The organism is Gemmatimonadota bacterium (genome assembly GCA_040882465.1).
GTDB lineage: Bacteria > Gemmatimonadota > Gemmatimonadetes > Longimicrobiales > Gaopeijiaceae > JBBEBG01.
Window position 1 is genome coordinate 117,958 of sequence record JBBEBG010000026.1, and the last position, 20,916, is coordinate 138,873.

The 20,916-nt window shown below is 66.7% G+C and carries 15 protein-coding genes; 6 read left to right on the forward strand and 9 right to left on the reverse strand.

Annotated elements, in window-relative coordinates; translation table 11 throughout:
- Positions 1–11 precede the first annotated feature (11 nt).
- The 4 genes from WEG36_08485 to ppsA form a co-directional block, all read right to left on the reverse strand.
- Positions 12–344, reverse strand: coding sequence for a hypothetical protein (locus WEG36_08485; protein MEX1257640.1), 333 nt, complete (start codon positions 342–344; stop codon positions 12–14).
- Positions 345–365: 21 nt separating this feature from the next.
- Positions 366–770 (reverse strand): hypothetical protein, encoded by a 405-nt coding sequence (locus WEG36_08490; GenBank protein MEX1257641.1) that lies wholly within the window; start codon positions 768–770, stop codon positions 366–368.
- 316 nt (positions 771–1,086) lie between these two features.
- Positions 1,087–1,737, reverse strand: coding sequence for a cytochrome c (locus tag WEG36_08495; protein MEX1257642.1), 651 nt, complete (start codon positions 1,735–1,737; stop codon positions 1,087–1,089).
- A 111-nt stretch (positions 1,738–1,848) separates the two neighbouring features.
- Positions 1,849–4,239, reverse strand: a complete 2,391-nt coding sequence (ppsA, locus tag WEG36_08500) for a phosphoenolpyruvate synthase (GenBank protein ID MEX1257643.1) — start codon at positions 4,237–4,239, stop codon at positions 1,849–1,851.
- A gap of 26 nt (positions 4,240–4,265) precedes the next feature.
- Here ppsA and WEG36_08505 point away from each other — a divergent pair, with 26 nt between their 5' ends.
- The 3 genes from WEG36_08505 (at position 4,266) to WEG36_08515 (ending at position 6,486) form a co-directional block, all read left to right on the forward strand.
- Entirely contained in the window at positions 4,266–5,120 is an 855-nt protein-coding gene (locus tag WEG36_08505) for a pyruvate, water dikinase regulatory protein (protein MEX1257644.1), read from the forward strand.
- Positions 5,121–5,194: 74 nt separating this feature from the next.
- Entirely contained in the window at positions 5,195–5,713 is a 519-nt protein-coding gene (locus WEG36_08510) for a MarR family transcriptional regulator (protein ID MEX1257645.1), read from the forward strand.
- 209 nt (positions 5,714–5,922) lie between these two features.
- On the forward strand, positions 5,923–6,486 hold the full coding sequence (locus WEG36_08515) for a YceI family protein (GenBank protein MEX1257646.1): 564 nt from the start codon (positions 5,923–5,925) through the stop codon (positions 6,484–6,486).
- Between the two features lie 31 nt (positions 6,487–6,517).
- Here WEG36_08515 and WEG36_08520 read toward each other — a convergent pair whose 3' ends face one another.
- The 3 genes from WEG36_08520 to metH form a co-directional block, all read right to left on the reverse strand.
- Entirely contained in the window at positions 6,518–7,348 is an 831-nt protein-coding gene (locus WEG36_08520; protein MEX1257647.1) for a hypothetical protein, read from the reverse strand.
- A gap of 64 nt (positions 7,349–7,412) precedes the next feature.
- A complete protein-coding gene (locus WEG36_08525; protein MEX1257648.1) occupies positions 7,413–9,302 on the reverse strand; it encodes a bifunctional homocysteine S-methyltransferase/methylenetetrahydrofolate reductase in 1,890 nt (629 codons plus the stop codon).
- A complete protein-coding gene (metH, locus tag WEG36_08530; GenBank protein MEX1257649.1) occupies positions 9,299–13,054 on the reverse strand; it encodes a methionine synthase in 3,756 nt (1,251 codons plus the stop codon). The genes WEG36_08525 and metH overlap by 4 nt, the downstream gene beginning before the upstream one ends.
- Positions 13,055–13,367: 313 nt before the next feature.
- Between metH and WEG36_08535 the strand changes: the two genes are divergently transcribed.
- The gene (locus WEG36_08535) at positions 13,368–14,939 is read left to right on the forward strand and encodes an RsmB/NOP family class I SAM-dependent RNA methyltransferase (protein MEX1257650.1); all 1,572 of its coding nucleotides are present in this window, start codon (positions 13,368–13,370) and stop codon (positions 14,937–14,939) included.
- 21 nt (positions 14,940–14,960) lie between these two features.
- Here the strand turns inward: WEG36_08535 and WEG36_08540 are convergent, their stop codons facing one another.
- Complete coding sequence (locus WEG36_08540) at positions 14,961–16,514, reverse strand: amidase family protein (protein MEX1257651.1); 1,554 nt, start codon at positions 16,512–16,514, stop codon at positions 14,961–14,963.
- An 82-nt stretch (positions 16,515–16,596) separates the two neighbouring features.
- Positions 16,597–17,574: a deoxyhypusine synthase family protein gene (locus tag WEG36_08545; GenBank protein ID MEX1257652.1), complete on the reverse strand. Its 978-nt coding sequence runs from the start codon at positions 17,572–17,574 to the stop codon at positions 16,597–16,599.
- Positions 17,575–17,805: 231 nt separating this feature from the next.
- Between WEG36_08545 and WEG36_08550 the strand changes: the two genes are divergently transcribed.
- Both WEG36_08550 and WEG36_08555 read left to right on the forward strand, forming a co-directional pair.
- Entirely contained in the window at positions 17,806–19,317 is a 1,512-nt protein-coding gene (locus WEG36_08550) for a hypothetical protein (GenBank protein ID MEX1257653.1), read from the forward strand.
- The gene (locus WEG36_08555) at positions 19,307–20,911 is read left to right on the forward strand and encodes a Na+/H+ antiporter NhaC family protein (GenBank protein MEX1257654.1); all 1,605 of its coding nucleotides are present in this window, start codon (positions 19,307–19,309) and stop codon (positions 20,909–20,911) included. The genes WEG36_08550 and WEG36_08555 overlap by 11 nt, the downstream gene beginning before the upstream one ends.
- The last annotated feature ends 5 nt before the right edge of the window (positions 20,912–20,916 follow it).

The following is a 20,916-nucleotide window of genomic DNA, read 5'->3' on the forward strand; positions in this document are numbered from 1 at the left end:
GCGGGTCTCGATCAGGGAAGCTTCTCGTCGTCGTCCTCGGCCGGCGCCCGGGTGCCGGGGCCGGCTAGGACCTCGCGGTAGTGCCTGGCGGCTTCGCGAAGGCGCGCCTCGGTCATCGCGTGACTGGCGGCATGAAAGGTGGGTCCCACGCCCGTCCGAATGCCGGTCTGGAAGTGGGTCCCGGGGATCTGCCGCGCCGGCACCGCACGCACGAGACGGCGCGCGAAGTCCCTCCCGCGGCCCTCTGGTACGGCGACCACGAATTCGTCCCCTCCGGCCCGGAAGAGTCCCCTGGCATCGATCCGCATCTCACCTGCTACGCGCCCGATCATCGAGGCGACCATGCGAATCAGGCGATTCCTCGCCTAGTGGCCTCCGGTATCGTTTACCGCCTTGAGGCCGATGAAGTCCGCGGTGACGATGTCCACTTGCGGATCGTCGTCCAGCCGGTTTCGCGCCCTGGACCAGGCATATGCGTTGGCGAGCCCGGTGAGTGCGTCCTCGGGGAGCGTTCGAAGGCGTTCCCATCGCTCCGGATCGATCGCCTCCGCCAGGCGGCGGCGCAGGTTCCGGAGCGGCCGCTCGCGCAGCGGAATCGCGAAGAAGAAATAGGCGGCGTGCGCGTCCGCCGCCGAGTTGTTCGGCGCCGAGGCCTCCCTCCTTGAATGGCTGCCGGGATTGCGCGCCCGTGTCAGTCGCTCGGTGGCCGTCCGAACCAAGGCTGCGAGCTTCGTGACGAGGCCGGGAGGAGGCGCGGACGGAATCTCCATGAGAACCGTCGGCGAAGGAGCGGATCCCGCGAGCTCTCTCCGGGCGGCGCGCCGTCGCGGTGGGACTGGATCGGTCGCGGGTGGCGAGTCGCCGACCGATCCGCGCGGACGGGCTTCCTCCACCCCGGCGGCGGGGCCGGGAATCCGATCCTTCGACTCCGTTGGCGGATCGGTCGGTTGCATGCTCGCCCAGGGCGGCGGTGAAAGATGGTCCTTCGGCCCGGGGGTCGTCCCCGTGGACTGCAAGAGTCGTACCTCGCTCGTCCCCGTTTGAGACTCGTCCAACAAGGGCGTCACAAAATGAATGCCCGGACTCTCAGATCTTGGAGAAGTGGATCGGAGCGGCGCGATTTTCCCGCCATGGGGAACCCCTTGGGGCCGGACCGCCACGCCGGAGTCCCGGGAGGAGTGTTTCAGGACCCGAGGGCGAAAAAGAAGGGGGGGAGCCGGCGGGCTCCCCCACTTCGAAACTCCGCGCGGCGCCGGGCCGTGGGCCGCTTGGAGAACGTTTCCCCCGAGCGGTCCAGTCCGAGGCTGGAACCACCATGATCGCCGCCTGTCCGGCCTCGTCGCTCGGCAGCTCGGTTTCACCGGCGGGAATGCGGTTCAGCCTGAGCATGTACGCGACGATGTCCGTGTACTCCTGGCGGGTGAGCCTCCCGGGCGAGTCGTAGGGCATGGTCATGCGAATGCTCTCGACGAAGTCGCCGATCGGCCGCCCGGACCGGACGCTCAACAACATCGGATTGGCCCATTCGTTCTGGGAATGGCAACCGAAGCAGTTCGCCTGAGCCGTTCGTTGTCCCCGATCGGCCTGGGCGGTCGTGAACACGCCGTCCATGATCGTGACGCCCCCGGCCACCTCGTCCACGGGGGCGGGCCCGGCGGTCTGTGCCGATCCGGAGGTCGTGGAACAGCCCGCCATCAGGAGCGCGCCAACCCAGAACAACCCAATCGTGGATCTCATGATTTTTTCCCTTGTTGGTTCCCCGCTGTCCTTCTGGTTCGAAACGGGCAGCCTCCCGGCACCCTCCCCTGGTGACGCGCAGGGTTGCGGACGGTAAATCGTTCGTCCGTGTCAGTCAACCCGGATTCCGGCCTCACCGATCGTAGTACCCGCGAGATGGAGCCAAGTCTCGACCACGGTGTCCGGGTTGAGCGAAACGCTGTCGATTCCCTCGTCGAGGAGCCACTTCGCGAGGTCTGGGTGGTCGGACGGGCCCTGTCCGCAGATCCCGACGTACTTCCCCTTCCGCCGACACGCCTGGATCGCCATGGAGAGCAATGCCAGAACGGCAGGATCCCGCTCATCAAAAAGATGCGAGAGCAGCCCCGAGTCCCGGTCCAGACCCAGGGTGAGCTGGGTCAGATCGTTCGAGCCGATTGAAAAGCCGTCGAAGTATTCCAGGAAATCGTCCGCCAGCAGGGCGTTTGAGGGAAGCTCGCACATCATGATGAGCTTGAGCCCCCGCTCTCCCCGCCGGAGCCCCTTTTCCGCGAGGAGCTCGGTGACCTTTTTCGCCTCTCCCAGAGTGCGGAGGAAGGGAATCATCACCTGTACGTTGTCGAGTCCCATTTCCTCGCGAACCTTCTTGAGCGCACGCACCTCCAACTCGAAGCAGTCCCGGAACTCATCCGAGATGTAACGCGCCGCGCCACGGAATCCGAGCATCGGGTTCTCCTCTTCGGGCTCGTACTTCGCGCCCCCGAGGAGATTCGCGTATTCATTCGACTTGAAGTCGGACATCCGGACGATGACGGGTTCCGGCGCGAAAGCGGCGGCGAGGGTGCTGATCCCTTCAGCCAGCTTGTCCACGTAGTAGCTGACCGGATCCGGGTATCCGGCCGTAAGCTCCAGGATCGTCGCCTTCAGATCGTCCGTCTGATCGTCCAGGTTGATCAAGGCCTTGGGGTGAACGCCGATCATCCGATTGATGATGAACTCGAGGCGGGCGAGCCCGATTCCTCGATTCGGGATGCTGGCGAAGTCGAAGGCGCGGTCCGGATTCCCGACGTTCATCATGATGTCGAGCGGGATGTCGGGCATCGCGTCGAGGCTGAGCTCCTGCCGGTCGAAGTCGAGCTCCCCGTCATAGATGTACCCCGTGTCCCCTTCCGCGCAGGAGACGGTCACCCCCTGCCCGTCGGGGATCTCCTCCGTCGCGTGTCCGCATCCGACCACGGCGGGAATCCCGAGCTCCCGCGCGATGATGGCGGCATGACAGGTCCGCCCCCCGCGGTTTGTGACAATGGCGGAAGCCCGCTTCATCACCGGTTCCCAGTCCGGGTCCGTCATGTCGGCGACCAGAACGTCGCCGTCCCGAACCCGCTTCATCTCGGAGATCTTCTTGACGATCCTCGCCGGTCCGGCGCCGATACGCTGACCGATCGCCCGACCTTCGATGATGACCTTGCCGCGGGTCCTGAGCGTGTAGCGCTCGACGAACTGGCCCGGGCGACTCTTCACCGTCTCCGGGCGCGCCTGGAGGATATAGAGCGTTCCATCCTCCCCGTCCTTCCCCCATTCGATGTCCATCGGTCGCCCGTAGTGGCGCTCGATGGTGACCGCCTGGCGGGCAAGCTCGATCAGATCTTCGTCGGTAAGCGAGAAGCGGCGGCGATCTTCCGGGGAAACCGGCACCGTCCGAACCGACTTTCCATCGAAGTCCGCGTCGGCGTAAATGAGCTTCTCGAGCTTGGTCCCCATCGTCCGGCGAAGAATCGGGAGATCTCCTCTTTCCAGTGCGGGTTTGTAGAGGTAGAACTCGTCGGGGTTGACCGAGCCTTGGACCAGGAGCTCCCCCAATCCGTACGTCGCGGTGATGAAGACGACGTCGGGAAATCCCGACTCCGTGTCGAGAGTGAACAGCACGCCGCTCGCCCCGAGATCGGATCGGACCATCCGCTGCACCGCGGCCGAAAGCGCCACCTCCGAGTGCTCGAAGCCATGATGCACGCGGTAGGAGATCGCGCGGTCGTTGAAGAGCGACGCAAAGACTTCGTGCACGGCCTTCAGGACCGCGTCCACTCCCCTCACGTTCAGGAAAGTCTCCTGCTGGCCCGCGAAGGAGGCTTCAGGAAGGTCTTCCGCCGTGGCCGACGAACGAACCGCGACGGAGTGCTCCGTTCCGTCGCCGTGCATCTTGGCGTAGAATTCCTTGATCTCACGCTCGATCTTGCCGGGGAGGGGGGCGGCGAGAATCCACTGGCGGATCTCCTGGCCCGTGGCCGCTAGAGCCTCGACATCGGAGGCGTCGAGGGCGTCGAGGGCCGCATGAATGCGGTCCGCGAGGCCGTCCTGCCCGAGAAAGTCCCGGTACGCCTCGGCGGTCGTGGCGAAACCGCCGGGAACGCGGATGCCGAGCTCCGAGAGTTGGCTGATCATCTCGCCAAGGGAGGCGTTTTTCCCGCCCACGCGTTCGAGATCGTTCATCCCGAGCGTCGCGAGGTCCACGACATAGGCACTCACGATTCCGGTCGCTTCCTCTTTATTCTATGAGTGACGCACAACCGAACGACGCACCGAGGCCCAGCGTGCGGCCAGTGTTTTTCGTCTCGGATCGGACGGGAATCACGGCCGAGACGCTCGGTCACAGCCTTCTCACGCAGTTTAATGGGATCGAGTTCCAGCGGGTAACGGTGCCATTCATCGACAATGCTGACAAGGCCCGGGAAATGGTCGTGCGCATCAACGAGGCCACGCGCGCGTCGGGAGTTCAGACGCTCGTTTTCAGCTCCTTCGTGGACGATGAGGTTCGTGAGATCATCGAGACGGCGGACTGCCTGTGCCTCGACTTCTTCGACGCATTCATCGGGCCGCTGGAGAGAGAGCTCGATGTGCGCTCTGCACATGCCGCCGGCCGCGCGCATGGAATGCAGGACCACGATGACTATACGCGGCGTATCGACGCGATGAACTTCTCGCTCGCGAACGACGACGGAGTGAACACCAGAAACTATGGAAGCGCGGAAGTGGTCCTGATCGGGGTGTCCCGTTCCGGGAAGACGCCGACCTGTCTCTACCTCGCACTCCACTACGGGATCCACGCGGCAAACTGCCCCCTGACGGAGGACGATCTGGAGGACGGGAAGCTGCCGCCGGCCCTCGCCAAGCACCGCGAGCGGCTCTTCGGCCTCACGATCGATCCCGTCCGCCTCAAGGGGATCCGGCAGGAAAGGCGCCCCGACAGCCGGTACTCTTCAACCCGACAGGTGAACTTCGAGGTGAAGGAGGCGGAGGCGATGTTCCGACGATACGAAATCCCCTTCTACAACACGACGAACGCCTCCGTGGAAGAGATCGCCACCACCGTGATTCAGAAGGCGGGCCTCCGCCGCCGCCTCCTATGATGGACGAGACGAACCGCCCCCATCCGGGCTCCCCCGCCCAGAGCCCCTTCAGTCAGGAGCCTCCGCCCGGCTCGGTGGACTCCGAGTTCGAGACGCCCCTCAAGCTCTTCACGGTCCTGTCTCGGGCCCATGCGACTCTGCATGCGCGCGCCGCGGAAGACATCGGACGTCATGAGATCACCGCCACCGAGTTCTCGGTGCTCGAGACGCTCTACCACAAGGGTCCCCTCCTCCATGGTGCGATCGGGGAGAAGATCCTCGTCTCGAGCGGGGGGATCACCTATCTCGTGGATCGGCTGGAGGCCCGGGGGCTCCTCGAACGCCGCGAGTGCCCGGGGGACCGGCGCGCGCGCTACGTGGCGCTCACGGCCGAGGGAGTGGAGCTGATGGACCGCATCTTCCCTGAACACGCGCGCGCGTTGGCCGACGCCATGGCCGCCCTTACCGCGGACGAGCAGGTTCGGCTGACGCAGCTTCTCCGCACCCTCGGAAAGGGCGCAAGCGATCCCCCGAATGCGGGCGACCCGATCGCCCCGGGCCAGACTTCGGCCGGCCCGACCCCCCTCAGGGGATCTCGACCCGCGCGCGAGTGACCCACCCCTGGCCCGGAGCGAGACGTTCGGGCCCGGAATCGACGATCAGGAGATTCGCTTGCTTGTTCCGCGAACCTTCATTATATTAGTTTTGTCCTAAATGATTCAGTAATGAGATAAATGCCGGTGCGATCAATCCGGTCCGGGGCCCTGAACGGCCAATTGTCTCACCGCGTGACTTCACGATTCAGAGAAAAATGGGGGAGAACATGGCAACGAGCAGCCAAGGGGTCACCGAACAGGTTCGGGTCTGGAACATCGACCCCGCGCACACCCAGGTGGAGTTCGGCGTCCGGCACCTCATGTTATCTACGGTCAAGGGGCGTTTCCCCGGTGTCGCGGGGACGGTCCGGCTCGACCAGGATGACCCGTCCCGCTCCTCGGTGAAGGTCGAGATCGACGCTTCGTCCATCGACACTCGAAACGCGGACCGGGACGCCCACCTCAGGAGCGGGGACTTTTTCGACGTCGAGAACCACCCGACGATCCGCTTTGAGAGCCGAGAGGTCGAAATCTCGGACGACCGGTACCGCGTCGGGGGAGAGCTGACGATCCGCGGCGTGAGTCGCCCGGTCGTCCTTCGCGTCGAACGCCTCGGAGAAGTCGTGGATCCGTGGGGATACGAGCGGATCGGATTCCACGCCGAAACGCGCATCAACCGGAAGGACTTCGGGTTGACGTGGAACCAGCTGCTCGAGGCGGGTGGCGTCACCGTTGGCGAGGAGGTCCAGATCTCCCTCGACATTCAGGCGGTCGCGGGCGAGGAGGCGTAACCGCTCCGCGCCGCGAAGGTGGCTTCGCCGGCTAGAGGAGGGCTTCGATCCGGCGAAGCCGTTCTTCTGCCTTGCGAGGCTCGAGGTTGCTCAGGTAGATCTTTTCGATCCCGCGCTCGCGCAGCGCTTCGAGGCTCCGGGCGCATACGGCCTCGGGGGTGGCTCCACGCTCGAACTCCTCTCTCAGCGCATCCGCGGGCACGGGAATGAACTTTCCCAGGCGTTCGAGAGTGCGCGGGCGTCCACTTCGGTAATAAAAGACCCCCACTAGGATCGGGAGCGTCACCCCGCGCTCGGCCGCGGTCGCGAGGAAGCGCTCGAGGGGCTCGATTTCATGATGCGAGACGACCTGAGTGAGGACGTAGTCCGCGTAGAAATCGGGATCCAGGAGGAGATCCACCTGTTCGCCGGGATCCCGGAAGGGATTGACCCAGGCACCCAGGGCGAGATCAGGGACCTGCTCGCGGATGAGCCGGCGCAGATCCCTGGAGTGTGGAACGCAGCGGGCCGGGCCGACCGACCGGTCGCCGCCGGTCACGGTGAGGGCCCCCAGGCGGTGTGACGCGGCCCTCCTGGCGAAAAGGAGACAATACTCCAGCGAGTGTTTGCAGGTCAGAAAGGGGACCACGCGTGACAGATCGTGCCCGGCGCCGAGGTTGGACGTCAGGTGCTGAAGACTCTCCTCTTCCGGGTCGCCCACCGCGTCGTCGGTGAAGAGGACGAAACGGCCGGCACGAAGGAGCGCGCGCATGGCCTGATTCAGGTCGATCCATGCGTCCACCGAGCGGCCGCCGATCAGGCCGACCCGCGGTGGGCGCAACTCGACGGCCCGTAGCGGTCCGGGCGCCCGTAGCGCCTCCATGAACGGACCCCGCCCGGGCGCGTTGCCCGATCGCCCCGCGTCTCGCGTGGCTGGAGCGGGACGGTCAGCGACCATGCGGCCCGATACCCGCCCGTCGGCGGGCTTCCTCCGCCAATTCGAGGGCGAGCTCCACGCCCCCGCGCGATCCGTTCACATGCACTCCCTGCACGTGGGGGAGGACGGCCTCCAGGACCTCGCTCAGAATCTTTCGACCTTCGCTTACGGCCTCTTCCGCTCCCCGCGCCTCCGCGCCGGCCATCCGGCTCAGGATTTCCTGTGGCACCTGCACGCCCGGGACCTCCTGGGCGAGGTACTCCGCGTCCCGAAGCGTCGCGAGCGGCCAGAGTCCTGCGAGGATCGGGATGCGCGGGGCACCCGCCCGCTCCAAGAAACGCAACAGGGCACCCGCGTCGAAAACGGGCTGCGTGATGGCGAAGTCGGCCCCGGCCTCGACCTTCCACCGGTATCGACTCGTCTCGCGTTCAAGGTCGGCGGCCCCCTGGTTCAGCGCCACCCCCACCACGAACCGGGTGGGAGGTTCCACCGCGTGCCCGCCCGGGTCCACCCCGCGGTTCAGGTGGTGAAGAACGTTCGTCAGGCCGATCGAATCGATGTCGAGGACCGATGTGTGGTCCGGATAGGGACCCGTCGGAGCGGGGTCGCCGCTCACCACGAGGACGTTCCGGATGCCGGCCGCCGCCGCGCCGAGAAAGTCCGAAATCATCCGAAGCATGTGGCGGTCCCGGCAGGTGTAGTGCACGACGATCTCGGCGTCCACCTGGCCGGCCAGCACGATCGCCGCGGGAATTACGCCCGCGCGCCTGAGCCCTCTCCCCGCATCCACGAGCGTCACCACGTCCACGCCGGCCGCCCGCGCCCGGCGTGCATCCGCGATGAGTCCCGAAAGATCCCATCCCTGAGGGGGAAGCAGCTCGATGGACGCGACGAACTCCCCGGCCGCGAGCGCGCGCCCGAGCGGCGAGCGTTCCGCCAGGGGAACGGGGGAGGTGCCGGCCGCCACCTCCTGTGCGGGAAGGCGCGGGGCAGCGGCCCCCGCTGCGCGGACATGCCCGTCCGAAACCTCCGTTACCGAAACCGCGGCGCTAATCTCGCTAATGTGTGCGGGCGTGGTACCGCAGCACCCACCCACGACGCGGGCGCCCGCTTCGACCATGCGCCGCGCGTATCGGGCCATGTAGGAGGGGCTCGCCAGGTAGATCTTCCGGTCCCCGACGAGCCGCGGGAGCCCGGCGTTCGGCTGGGCGGAGAGTGGCACTTCCGTGACGCGGGCCATCCGCTCCACCGCATCGAGGATCTCCGCGGGTCCGACGGAGCAGTTCACCCCGATGACGTCCGCGCCCCATTCCTCGAGGCTGCGGGCCACGCTCTCCACGTCGGTCCCGTAGGAGGTGTTCCCTCCCTCCTCGATCGTCACCTGCGCGAAGACGGGGCGATCGCTCACCGACCGGACCGCCTTCAACGCCTGCTTGAGCTCGTTCAGATCCGAAAAGGTTTCGAGGAGAAAGCCGTCCACGTCGCCCTCGAGGAGCCCCGTCGCTTGCCGCCGGAAAAATCCCTCCGCTTCCGCTTCGGAGGTCGGGCCCCATGGCTCGATTCGGATCCCGAGGGGCCCGATCGCGCCGACGACTTTCGCGCGGCCCGCCGATGCCCTCCGGGCCAGGATCGCCGCCGCGCGGTTGATCTCCTCCGTCTTCTCCTCCAGCCCGAAACCGGAGAGCTTCACGGGATTCGCGCCGAAGGTGTTCGTTTCGATGATCTCCGCTCCGGCCTCCACATATTCCCTGTGGATTCCTTCCACGAGTTCCGGTTCGGTCAGATTCAACTCGTCGTAACAGACGTTGACGAACACGCCTCGCTCGTAAAGCAGGGTGCCGATCGCCCCATCGAGCAGATGGACGGCGCCGTCCCGGATCAGGTCTCGCAACGTTTTCACCGGGACTCCCTCCTTTCGGGACGCGCCTGGGATCCGGGTCCGGACCCCTCCGGATCGTAGCCTAGAACGGGCCCCAGCCAGCGCTCGGCTTCCTGGAGCGACCACCCCTTCCGGCGCGCGTAATCCTGAACCTGGTCTCTCCCGATCCGCCCGATTCCGAAGTAGAACGCGTCCGGGTGCGAAAAGACCCAGCCGCTGACCGCGGCCGTGGGAAGCATCGCGTAGCTTTCCGTGAGGGTGACACCCACCTGGTCCTGCCCCTCCAAGAGCGTCATGATCGTTCCTTTCTCCGTATGGTCGGGGCAAGCGGGATACCCGGGCGCCGGCCGGATCCCGCGGTACCGCTCCTGGACGAGCTCCTCGTTCGAGAGGCGCTCGTCGGCGGAATAACCCCAGATCTCGCGCCGCACTCTTTCGTGCAGGCGCTCCGCAAAGGCCTCGGCCAGCCGGTCGGCGAGCGATTGGGCGAGGATGGACCGGTAGTCGTCATGGTCCCGTCCGAAGCGTGCAATGAGGTCTTCGAGTCCGTGCCCCGCGGTGACGACGAAGGCTCCCGCCCAGTCCGGCGGGCCCCCGTCCCGAGGGGACACGAAGTCGGCGAGAGCCAGATTGGCTCGGTCCCCCTCCTTGTCGAACTGCTGACGGAGCGTGTGGATGCGAGCCACGACTCGATCCCGAGCTTCGGACTCGTACAGCTCCACGTCGTCGCCCACCGAGTGGGCCGGCCAGATCCGAACCCCGCCGGCGGCCCTCAAGAGTTTTTCGGCCACGATTTCGTCGAGGAGTAGGTTGGCGTCCTCGAGGAGGCGCGTAGCTGCTTCCCCCCGGTCCGGATCCGAGAGGATCTCGGGATATTTCCCCCGGAGCTCCCAGGTCTGGAAAAAAGGCGTCCAATCGATGTACCGGCGCAACTCCGCAAGCGACTCTTCCGGAAAAAGCTGGAGCTCAGTCGTGTGGGGCGCGGGCGGGAGATACCCCTCCCACCGAATGGGAAAGGCATTGGCCCGCGCCTCCTCGATGGGTACGAGTGGGCTCTTTTCTCGGCGGCCCTCGTGGCGCTCGCGAAGCTGGGCGTACTCCTCGCGCGTGCGGGCCATGAAACCGGTGCGCTCGCGCGGGCTCAACAACTTGGACACAACCCCCACCGCACGGGACGCATCCAGGACGTGCACGGTCGGTCCGCGGTAACGCCCTTCCACTTTGATCGCGGTGTGGGCACGGGAGGTCGTTGCTCCCCCGATGAGGAGGGGAAGCTCGAAGCCCTGCCGCTCCAGCTCCCCCGCGACATGAACCATTTCGTCCAGGGAAGGCGTGATCAGTCCCGAGAGCCCGATCACGTCGGCCGCCTCGCTCCGCGCCGCGTCAAGGATTCTCTCCGCGGAGACCATGACTCCAAGATCCACGACATGGTAGCCGTTACACTGGAGGACGACGCCCACGATGTTCTTGCCGATGTCGTGCACGTCTCCCTTCACCGTGGCGAGAAGCACCTTCCCCTTCGCCGAAGGCGCCTCGCCCTCCTCCTTCTCGGCCTCCATGTAAGGGAGGAGGTACGCGACCGCCTTTTTCATGACGCGCGCGCTTTTCACGACCTGTGGGAGGAACATCTTCCCGGACCCGAAGAGGTCACCCACGACGTTCATCCCCTTCATGAGGGGCCCTTCGATCACTTCGAGGGCGCGTTCCGCACCCTTCCTCGCCGCTTCGGTGTCCTCTTCGACCCAGCGGTCGAGGCCCTTCACGAGCGAGTGGGTGAGGCGCTCCTCGGGAGTGCCCTCCCGCCAGGAGAGGTCTGCCTCTCGTTCCTTGCCGCCCTCGCGGTGGCGCTCCGCGATCGCGGTCAGCCTCTCGGTGGCGTCGGGGCGCCGCTGGAAAAGCACGTCTTCGACGGCTTCCCTGAGTTCCCGGGGAACTTCGTCGTACACCGGGAGCGCACCCGCATTGACGATCCCCATATCGAGGCCGGCCCCGATCGCGTGATAGAGGAAGATCGTGTGCATCGACTCCCGCAAGCCGGGATTCCCACGGAAGGAGAAGGAGAGATTCGAGATCCCCCCGCTCGTGAGGGCCCGCGGGAGGGTCGCCTTGATCTCGCGGACGGCCTCGATGTAGGCGACGGCGTACCCGTCGTGCTCCGGAATTCCGGTGGCGACCGCAAATACGTTGGGGTCGAAGATCACGTCCTCGGGAGGGCATCCGACCTCCTCGGTCAGGATCCGGTATGCGCGCGTGCAGATCTCGACCTTTCTCTCCTTCGTTTCCGCCTGCCCCTGCTCGTCGAAAGCCATGACGACCACAGCGGCGCCGGCATCGAGCACTTTTTTCGCGCGTTCGCGGAAGAGCTCCTCCCCGTCCTTCAGGGAAATGGAGTTCACGACCCCCTTCCCCTGGAGGCACTGGAGACCCGCCTCCAGGACTTCCCAGCGGGAAGAGTCCACCATGACCGGGATACGCGAGATGTCCGGCTCGGCTGCCACGAGGCGGAGGAAGTGAACCATCGCCTCCTTCGAGTCCAGCAGCCCCTCGTCCATGTTGACGTCGAGGATCTGCGCGCCCCCCTCGACCTGTCCGCGGGCGACGTCGAGCGCCTCGTCGTAACGCTCCTCTTTGATCAGCGTCTGGAAACGCCGCGACCCCGTCACGTTCGTGCGTTCACCAACATTCACGAAGTTGAGCTGAGGGCCGATATTCAGCGGCTCAAGCCCCGAGAGTCGGCAAAGAGGCGGAATCTCGGGAACCTCGCGGGGCGGGAGCCCCTCGATCGCTTCCGCCAGGGCGGCGATGTGGTCGGGTGTGGTGCCGCAGCACCCTCCCACGATGTTGACGAGCCCACGGCGTGCGAAATCACCAATGAGGGCGGCCATCTCGGCCGGGCCTTGATCGTACCCGCCAAACTGGTTCGGGAGGCCCGCGTTGGGGTGAACGCTCGTCCGCGTATCCGCCGCCCGCGCCAACTCCTCGAGATGGGGAGCGAGTTGGCGCGCCCCCAGCGCGCAATTCAGCCCCACCGAAAAGGGGCGCGCGTGGCGGATCGAATTGAGGAAGGCTTCCGCGGTCTGCCCCGACAGCGTCCGTCCGGACAGGTCGGTGATCGTCCCCGAAACCATGATCGGGAGAGAGGACCCCATCTCGGCCTGGACCTCACGGATCGCGTAGAGGGCGGCCTTCGCGTTCAGCGTGTCGAAGACGGTCTCGACCATCAAGAGGTCGGAACCGCCCTCGATGAGGCCCGCCGCCTGTTCGCGATAAACACCGACGAGCTCCGCGAAAGTGATGTCGCGGAAGGCCGGATCGTCGACCCGTGGAGACATGGAGGCGCTCCGATTCGTGGGACCCAGAATCCCACAAACGAAGCGCGGTCGTGAGGGTTCCGCCGCCTCCACGGCGGCCGCCGCGCGCCGCGCCAGTGACGCGGCCTCCCGGTTGAGCTCCCGGACGACTCCGCCGAGGCCGTATTCGCTCTGCCCCAACGTCGTCGCGCTGAAGGTGTTCGTCTCGACGATGTCGGCGCCCGCCTGGAAGTAGCGCCGGTGGATCTCTTCGATCACATCGGGACGGGTCAGAACCAGGACGTCGTGGTTCCCCTTGAGCTCCTTCGAGTGGTCCCGGAACCGGTCACCTCGATAGTCGGCCTCGGTGAGGCCAAACCCCTGGATGAGGGTAGCCATGGCGCCGTCGAGGAGCAGGATACGTTCGCGGGCCGCGGCGGCGAGGGCGCCGGCTCGTCCGGAAGGTGCGGCGGTGCTTGTCATGGGCCGTTCTCCTCCCTCGACAGGAGGCTCACGCCACTCGCGCGCAGGATCGCGCGAGAAGCCGGAGTGGGCAGCGGCGAGGGATAAAAAAAATCCCCCGCCACAATGAGCGCGCCGAGGGGAGCAGCTTTTTAGCGGTTCGGTTTCCCGGGTCGCAATACGCTTCAAATCACCCTGAGCTCGTTCGGCTCGGTAGAATGTATAGCGGAGTCGCCTGGCGAATGCCACCCGGACGATGCGAGCCCGGAGCTGTGGGCGGAAAAGGGCGCAGCCATTCCGGTTCCGCCGCGGGCCGGAGCGAGGGGAGGAGAAATTGCCATTCACCCGTTACCGGGACGTCGTCCCGGACTGGGCGGGGTTTCAGGAGGCCATCGGGACGCCCGAGCCCGTCACGCTGAGGGTGCGGACGGGACTCGTGTCGCCCGATCGTCTCATTCCCCGGCTGGAGGGCCAGGGATTCCAGCTCTCGGAGGTCACGGGCGCGAGTGGGTTCTGGCGGGTGGACCGGGGCCCCGGATCGGTTGCCCAGACGCTCGAGCACTGGCTCGGGCTCTTTCACGTGCAGCAGGCGGTCATGGGTCTCCCCACCCTCGCCCTGGCGCCCCTTGCCGGAGAGCGCGTCCTCGACCTGTGCGCCGCGCCGGGGGGGAAAACCGCACACATCGCGGAGCTGATGGGGGACCGCGGCCCCCTCGTCGCCGTGGACCGGAAGGAGAAGAGGCTCCGGGGGCTTCTCGGGAACCTGTACCGACTGGGGCATCCCAACGTCCTGGTCATTGCGGCGGACGGCCGGCAGCTTCCGGGTGGGGCGATGTTCGACCGGATCCTGGTGGATGCCCCCTGTTCCGCCGAGGGGACGAGCCGGCGGCAGGGAGGACGAATCCCGCGGCGGGACGCTGGCTTCGTCGCGTACGTGACCTCGGTCCAGGAGGCCCTCCTCCGGCGAGCCGTGGATCTCCTCCGCCCCGGCGGCGTCCTGGTTTATTCCACCTGCACCTTCGCTCCGGAGGAAAACGAGGCGGTCGTGAGCCGGGTCCTCTCGGACACGCCCCTCGAGGTCGAGCCCATCCCCCTGCAAGCACCCCATTCGCCCGGACTCGCAGACTGGGAGGGAACGAGCTTCGATCCGTCCCTCGCGAGGGCGTGGCGCGTTTACCCACACCAGATGAACTCGGGAGGCCTCTTCATGGTTCGCCTCCGCAAGCCCACGGGTGCGAACGAGCCAGACGCCGGGTGGTCACCGGTTCCAGAGGCCTTTCCCGGGGAGGACACGGCCGCCGCTCATCTCAGGATCACAACAGCACAAATCGAATTAGAAGAGTGGTTCGATATGCCGCACGACCTCCTCGCGTCGCTCGACTGGATGGTGCGGGGCAAGAATGTTTGGGCGCACACGGCCGAGCGCTGGCCCGTCGCCGCCTGGGGCCGTGACCCCGCCGCGACGCGCTGGCGGGTCGTCTCCCTCGGGATTCGCGCCCTCAAGCAACGCCGCGAAGGGATGGAGACACCCTCGAACCACTTCCTCGCGCGTTGGGGGAAGGAGCTGGGTGGAGACCGCCAGGTCGAACTGACCCGGGACCAGCTTCGGACCTTGTTGTTGGACCTGCATATTCCCTCGGCGGAACTCCCGGTCGGTCCGGTCGCGCTTCTGTGGGAGGGAATGGTCCTGGGAAGAGGGATGGTCGGTGTCGGGGGACTACGGCACGAGATCCCCGGCGCGTCCGCGGCAAGGCTTTCGACCCTTCTCGGGGTCCGGACGGAAGGCGACGAGGGGGGAGACGGCCCTCTCGTCGGAGGCGACTTGGACTCGAAGGTCCGGACCCCAATCAGCCCCCATGGTTCGGGTCACGTAGGGGCAGACCCTGCGACCGGCGGGACAGAATAGAAACCGTACTGCTGTTCTATATCAAAAGGGAGGGGTTGTCGGGGGCGGAACTCGAGGATTCACGAGACGTTCATAGGCGTAGGCGAGCCCGATGAGCCTCCCTTCGTCGAATGGACGCCCGAGGAGCTCGATCCCGACGGGAAGCCCCGAGGCTGTGAGCGCCGCAGGTGCGACGAGCGCCGGGAGCCCGGTCGCCGCGCTCAGCTGACAATTGATCCCCCCCTGGGATTCGCCCACAGGAGCGGGCTCGCGCCTCGCGCTCGGATAGGCAATCGCGTCGAGCCCCTGGTCGTCCAGGAAGGCGATCACCACTTCCCGCACCCGGTCTCGGCGGCCGAGTGCCCTCCGATATCCGTCCGAATCCGGCCCCTCGGTCGCGCTGCTCGTCCGCAGGACTCCCTCGACGGCGGGATCGTGAAGCCCGCCCGCGATGATCTCTTCGAGCGAACCAACCGGGGCTCCCGGAATCGCCGAGAGATAGGCGCGGAGGTCTTCCCGAAACTCCTGGGTGATCACGCTCGTCCCAGCCAGCAACGTGTCGAGTCCGGGGATGACAACTTCGACGATCTCCGCCCCCCCTTCCTCCATTCGGGCGAGCGCGGAACGCACGACCGCGCTGACTTCGGCTTCCGCCTCCCCGGCACCGAAGTAGCTCCCAAGCACACCGATCCTGGCTCCTCTCAAGGCATCGGCCCGAAGGGCGTCCTGGAAACCTTCCACGAGAGAGGGGCGGGGGACCATGGTGGCCGGATCGTTCGGATCTGGACCCGCGATCGCCGCGAGCCCGATCGCGAGATCCTCGACCGTCCGGGCGAGCGGACCCGGTGTATCCTGGGTGTGGGAGAGGGGAACGAGCCCTTGGACACTGGCCAACCCCTTGGTCGGGCGGATCCCGAAGAGCCCGTTGAAGGCGGCGGGCACGCGGATCGAGCCGCAGGTGTCGGTTCCGTATCCGATCGCCGCAAAACTCGCGGAGACCGCGGCCCCGGTGCCCCCGCTCGACCCGCCCGGATTTCGGGAGGGGTCATAGGGATTGCGGGTTTGGCCGCCAAGCGAGCTGATGCTGGTGTAGCCGAAGGCGAACTCGTGCAGGTTGGTCTTCCCCAGGATGACCGCGCCGGCTTCCCGCAGCATCCGCACCACCGTCGCGTCCTCGGGAGGCACCATTCCCTCCAGCGAGACGGAACCTGCGGTCGTCGGCTGGTCCGCGGTTCCGAAGTTGTCCTTGAGGACGATCGGAATTCCATGGAGGGGGCCCCGCGGCCCTGACTCCGCGCGCTCGCCGTCGAGCGCCTCCGCTTCCTCACGGGCTCGCGGATTGAGGGAAATCAGGGCCCTCAGCTCGGGGCCGGCTCGATCGTAGGCCTCGACCCGCGCAAGATAGGCGTCCACCAGTGCCACCGCCGTCGTTCGCCCTTCCTCCATCGCCTCCTGAAGTTCCGTGATGCTCGTCTCATAGACCTGGACCGGGCCTTCGGGGCCCCGCGGGCCACATCCCACGAGGACCGCCGCGAGAACGACCGCCGTCGCGGCGCGGGGAGGTCGGTCGGCGCGAGGAGGCATCGGCTTGGTCATCCGTTCTCCAGTGCGCGCGGGAACCGAGACGACTGCGCGAAGTCGGAGTAAAGGAAGGGGGACGCTCCGCGTCCGCGCCCCCTCAATCTCCCAGGAGGTACCCGAAGATCAGGGGCGCGACGATCGTGGCATCCGACTTGATCAGGAACTTCGGGGTGTCGGGCGCGAGTTTCCCCCAGGTGATCTTCTCGTTGGGAACGGCCCCCGAATACCCACCGTACGAAACCTCCGCGTCCGAGATCTGGCAAAAGTACCCCCAGAAGGGTGTTTCCCGCCTCATATCCTGAATGATGGACGGCACCGCGCAGATCGCGAAGTCTCCGGCGATCCCACCCCCGATCTGGAAAAATCCGACCGAGGGAAGCCCCTCCGCCAACCCATTGTTCGCGAGGTACCACTCGATGAGCGCCGCGAACTGTTCGGTCCCCGTCTTTACGCACTGATGGTGAGGAACCTTCCCGACCAGGACGTTGGCGGCGAACATGTTCCCCGTCGTCGAGTCCTCCCACCCGGGGGAGTACACCGGCACACCCTTCTCCATCGCGGCGAGGAGCCAGGAATTTTGGGGGTCTCCCTGGTAGTGCTCGTCGAGTTCGCCGGAGGCCAGGATGTCGAATAGGTACTCGGAGGGAAAGGTGCGCGTCCCTTCCCGGCACGCCGAGCTCCAGCGGTCGAGCAGGCGGGATTCGATGTGGCGCATGATGTCTTCGGGGATACAGGTGTCGGTGACCCGATTCATCCCCCGCTCGTACAGTGCCTGCTCGTCGCTCGCGGAGAGCGCGCGCCAGTCGGGAACGAGCTCGTATTCGTCGTGACCGAGGAGGTTGAAGACGTCCTCCTCGAGGTTCGCGCCGGTGCACGAGATCGCGTGGACCTTGTTTTCCCGGATCATTCGAGAGAGGCTGATCCCCAGCTCTCCGGTGGACATCGCCCCGGCGAGCGACACGAGCATCTTTCCTCCCTTCGCGAGATGGGCCTCGTAGGCCCGTGCGGCTTCGACCGTTTCGCGGGCGTTGAAGTGGAGGTAGTGCTTGTCCATGAATACGCGGATCGCACCCATTTAGCGGAACCCCCGGAGGGCGGGCGCGCGGAGCGGGGGCGGGGCGGGAGAAAAACGAAACGACACGGAAAGTGGTCCTCCGGTTCGGTCGGGGATGCGGGAGGCAAGGTGGTCCGCCTTCCAGGGTCCTCATTATTTCACAGGCCTCCGTTCCTCACAAGCGCGTCACGGGAGACGCCGCGCCCCGGGGGACTCTCATGACGATGTCGAGCGCGGGAGAGTGAGCGTCTGATGCGGCCCATCCCTAAGAGTGGCGGCCTCCAGGAAGAACCGCCGGTCGGTCTCCTCCTCCTCCAGGCCTCGTCCGCGCTCGTGGGTCCCCCGGGCGATCGGGCGCGGAGCCTTCCTCCCGGCGCCCTGCGCCCGGTGTGCGGCGGGGGCCTCACCGCCCTCCTGGCCGGCTCGGAAGGCCTACACGGGCTTTTCCAGGAGTCGCGGAAGCTCGCGGGACGCCTCGAGCTCTTCACCGAAGAGGGACCGATCTCCCGCGAAGCCGGGATGAGGGCCGGATCGGGCACGTGGCATCGAACGATCCACCTTCCCTCGGGCGGCTCGCTGGAGGAACGGGGCCTCTTAGCTGACAACCATCCCGCCGCCGTGGTTCAGTGGACCTTGCGCTCCGGGCCCGCCGGAAGGAGGGGTGCGCCGGGCAATAGGCGGATACTGGATCTGCGCCTCCATCTCCCGTTGCCTCACGCGCCCCTGGAGCTTCGCCTTCTCCTCGCGGAGGGCGCCCCCGTGGCCGTTCTCCTCCTCCCCGGCAGTTCGGAACCGATGGCGGCCGCGCGCGCTCTCGCGCCACTGTCGGAGCGCGAACGCCAGCGGGTGGGCCGCGGTGAGCAGGGTGGCATCGAACTCAGGTTGGGGCTCGACGGGTCCGGTCCGACGCGGCCGCTCGCTGACGCCCTTCTGGCCATCGAAGAGGCCTCTCTCGGGTTGGGACCTATGGGGCGCCCCACGGGTCCCTTTCTCGCGGGCGTCGCCGACGGGCTCCCGACCTTTTTGTCCGGAGTGCCCCTTGCGGAGTTGTGCGTCGCGGCATTGGCAGCCGGGCGCTTCGGTCTCGCCCGGGGAGTCCTGGACGCGCTCGTCTCGGCCGCACACCCGCAGAGAACGGACCTCGACCGGCTGGCGAGCCGATGGGTGGAATGGACCGGGCGCCCGGCGCCGTCGGCGTTCGCCTCCGCGAAGGAAGGCTCGCCCTTTGGCCCCGCACCCGCCAACCCCCGGCACCATCTCCCGGTGCTGGGCGGAGGGAGACCGGGCGGCGCGGAGGAGTGGCTCGCGCTTTCGGCACCCCTCCCCCCTCCCGAGAGCTTCGGGAGTCCCGACCTTCCGGCCTTTGCGCTGAGCCGCACTGTGCATGCCGCCCGGCTGATTCGGTCCTGGGTCGAGGGGGCCCTCGGAGCTCGTCCAGACGCCTCGGTGGGACGCCTCAGGCTCGCTCCCCGGATTCGCCCGACCTGGAGCTCCCTGGGGATGACGGGGATGCGGATGGGGGACGTCTCCATCGCCCTCGAATGTCGGCGGGAGCCGAGGAAAATTACCTTCGTCCTCCGTCAGGAAGGGGGGCGGATCCCGATCCAGCTCGTTTTCGAGCCACATCTCCCGCTCGCGCGCGTGTCGGAGGTCAGGATCGCCGACGCGGTCGCCGAGGTCGGGCTCGTCCCGGAGGGCGCGGGTGTGCGGCTTAGCTGTCAGTTCCCTCTCGATCCAGAGCGGAGAGTGACGATTGTCGGATGATCTCGGGACGACCGAAGCTACCCGGAGCGCGCCGGAACCCCCTCACCGCCCAGGGCGGCGGTGGGGCCCCGTCCTCGTCGCCGTCATGGCCGCGTTACTGGCATGGCTCCTCTCTCCCGAGCTCTCGCGGCCAGTGGCGGAAGGGGGACATTTCGGGCTGACGTCGCTCCTCCCCGCGCTCACCACGCTCGTCCTCGTCTTCCTCACGAGGGACGTTGTGAGCTCCCTCTTTCTCGGAATCGTCGTCGCGGGAATCGTCGTCTCCGACCTCGACATCGTGGACCGCTTCCTCCTTCCCTCGCTCGCGACGAATTCCTTCGCCGTCATCCTCCTCGTCTACCTCTGGGCGCTCGGTGGACTCATCGGCTTGTGGACCCGGACGGGGGGGGCGCGCGAGTTCGCGCGTTGGGCTTCCTCCCGGATGGTCCATGGTCCGCGCTCGGCGAAATTCTTCGCCTGGCTCATGGGGGTGGTATTTCACCAGGGAGGGACGATTTCGACCGTCCTCGCGGGAACCACGGTCAAGGCGGTGACCGACGAACAGGGGGTTTCCCACGAGGAGCTGGCGTACATCGTGGACTCTACCGCTTCACCGGTTGCGACCGTCATCCCGCTGAACGCATGGCCCCTTTACGTGGCAGGGCTCGTGGTCGGGACGGTCCCCTACTTCGCGACGGAGCAGGACGCCCTCGCATTTTTTTTCCGCTCCGTCCCGCTGAACTTCTACGCGCTTTTCGCCGTGACCACGACGCTCCTCTTCGCGCTGGAGCTCCTTCCGTGGGAAGGGCGAAGGATGCGGGCCGCCCGGAAACGGGCCCGCACGACCGGTGCGCTCGACGGTCCCGGCTCCGCGCCGCTGGCCGCCGGAGAGCTCACGACCGTGAACGTCGCCAAGGGTTATGATGCCGGCGTCGCGGATTTCGCGGTCCCTATTCTGGTCCTCATCGGAGTTGCGATGACGGGGGTCATCGGACCGCTCCTCTCGGCGATTCGCGCGGGCGACATGGGGATCTTCCTCGCGGGAATCGCCGTGCCGATCGCGCAGGCTTTTGGCCTCGCGGTCCTCGCCGCGATCGGTCTCGCGCTCGCAAAGGGGATGTCGCTGGGGGACGCGATCGGCGGCTTCGTGGAGGGGTGCAAAGGAGTGACGATCGGCGCCCTGATCCTCGCCCTCGCCGTGACCCTCGGGACCGTCTCCCGGGAGCTCGGAACGGGGAACTACATCGTGGAGACGGTCGCGGGAAGGGTGAACGCGGCACTCCTCCCGGCCCTCTTCATGTTCGTGTGCATGGCGGTGTCCTTTTCCATCGGAACGTCATGGGGGACGTACGCGGTCGTCTTCCCGCTCGCGATGCCGCTCGCATACGCGGTGCACCCCGATCCCTTTTACCTGTCGGTGACCTTCGGAGCGGTGTTGGGAGGGGCGGTTTTCGGGGACCAATGTTCTCCGATCTCGGACACGACGATCCTGTCGAGCCTCGCCTGCGGATGCGACGTGATGGATCACGTCACCACCCAACTTCCCCTCGCACTCGCATGTGCGGCGGCCGGGGCCGGGCTGACGACTCTCTTCGCGGTGGTAGCGTTGGGGTAAGGCGG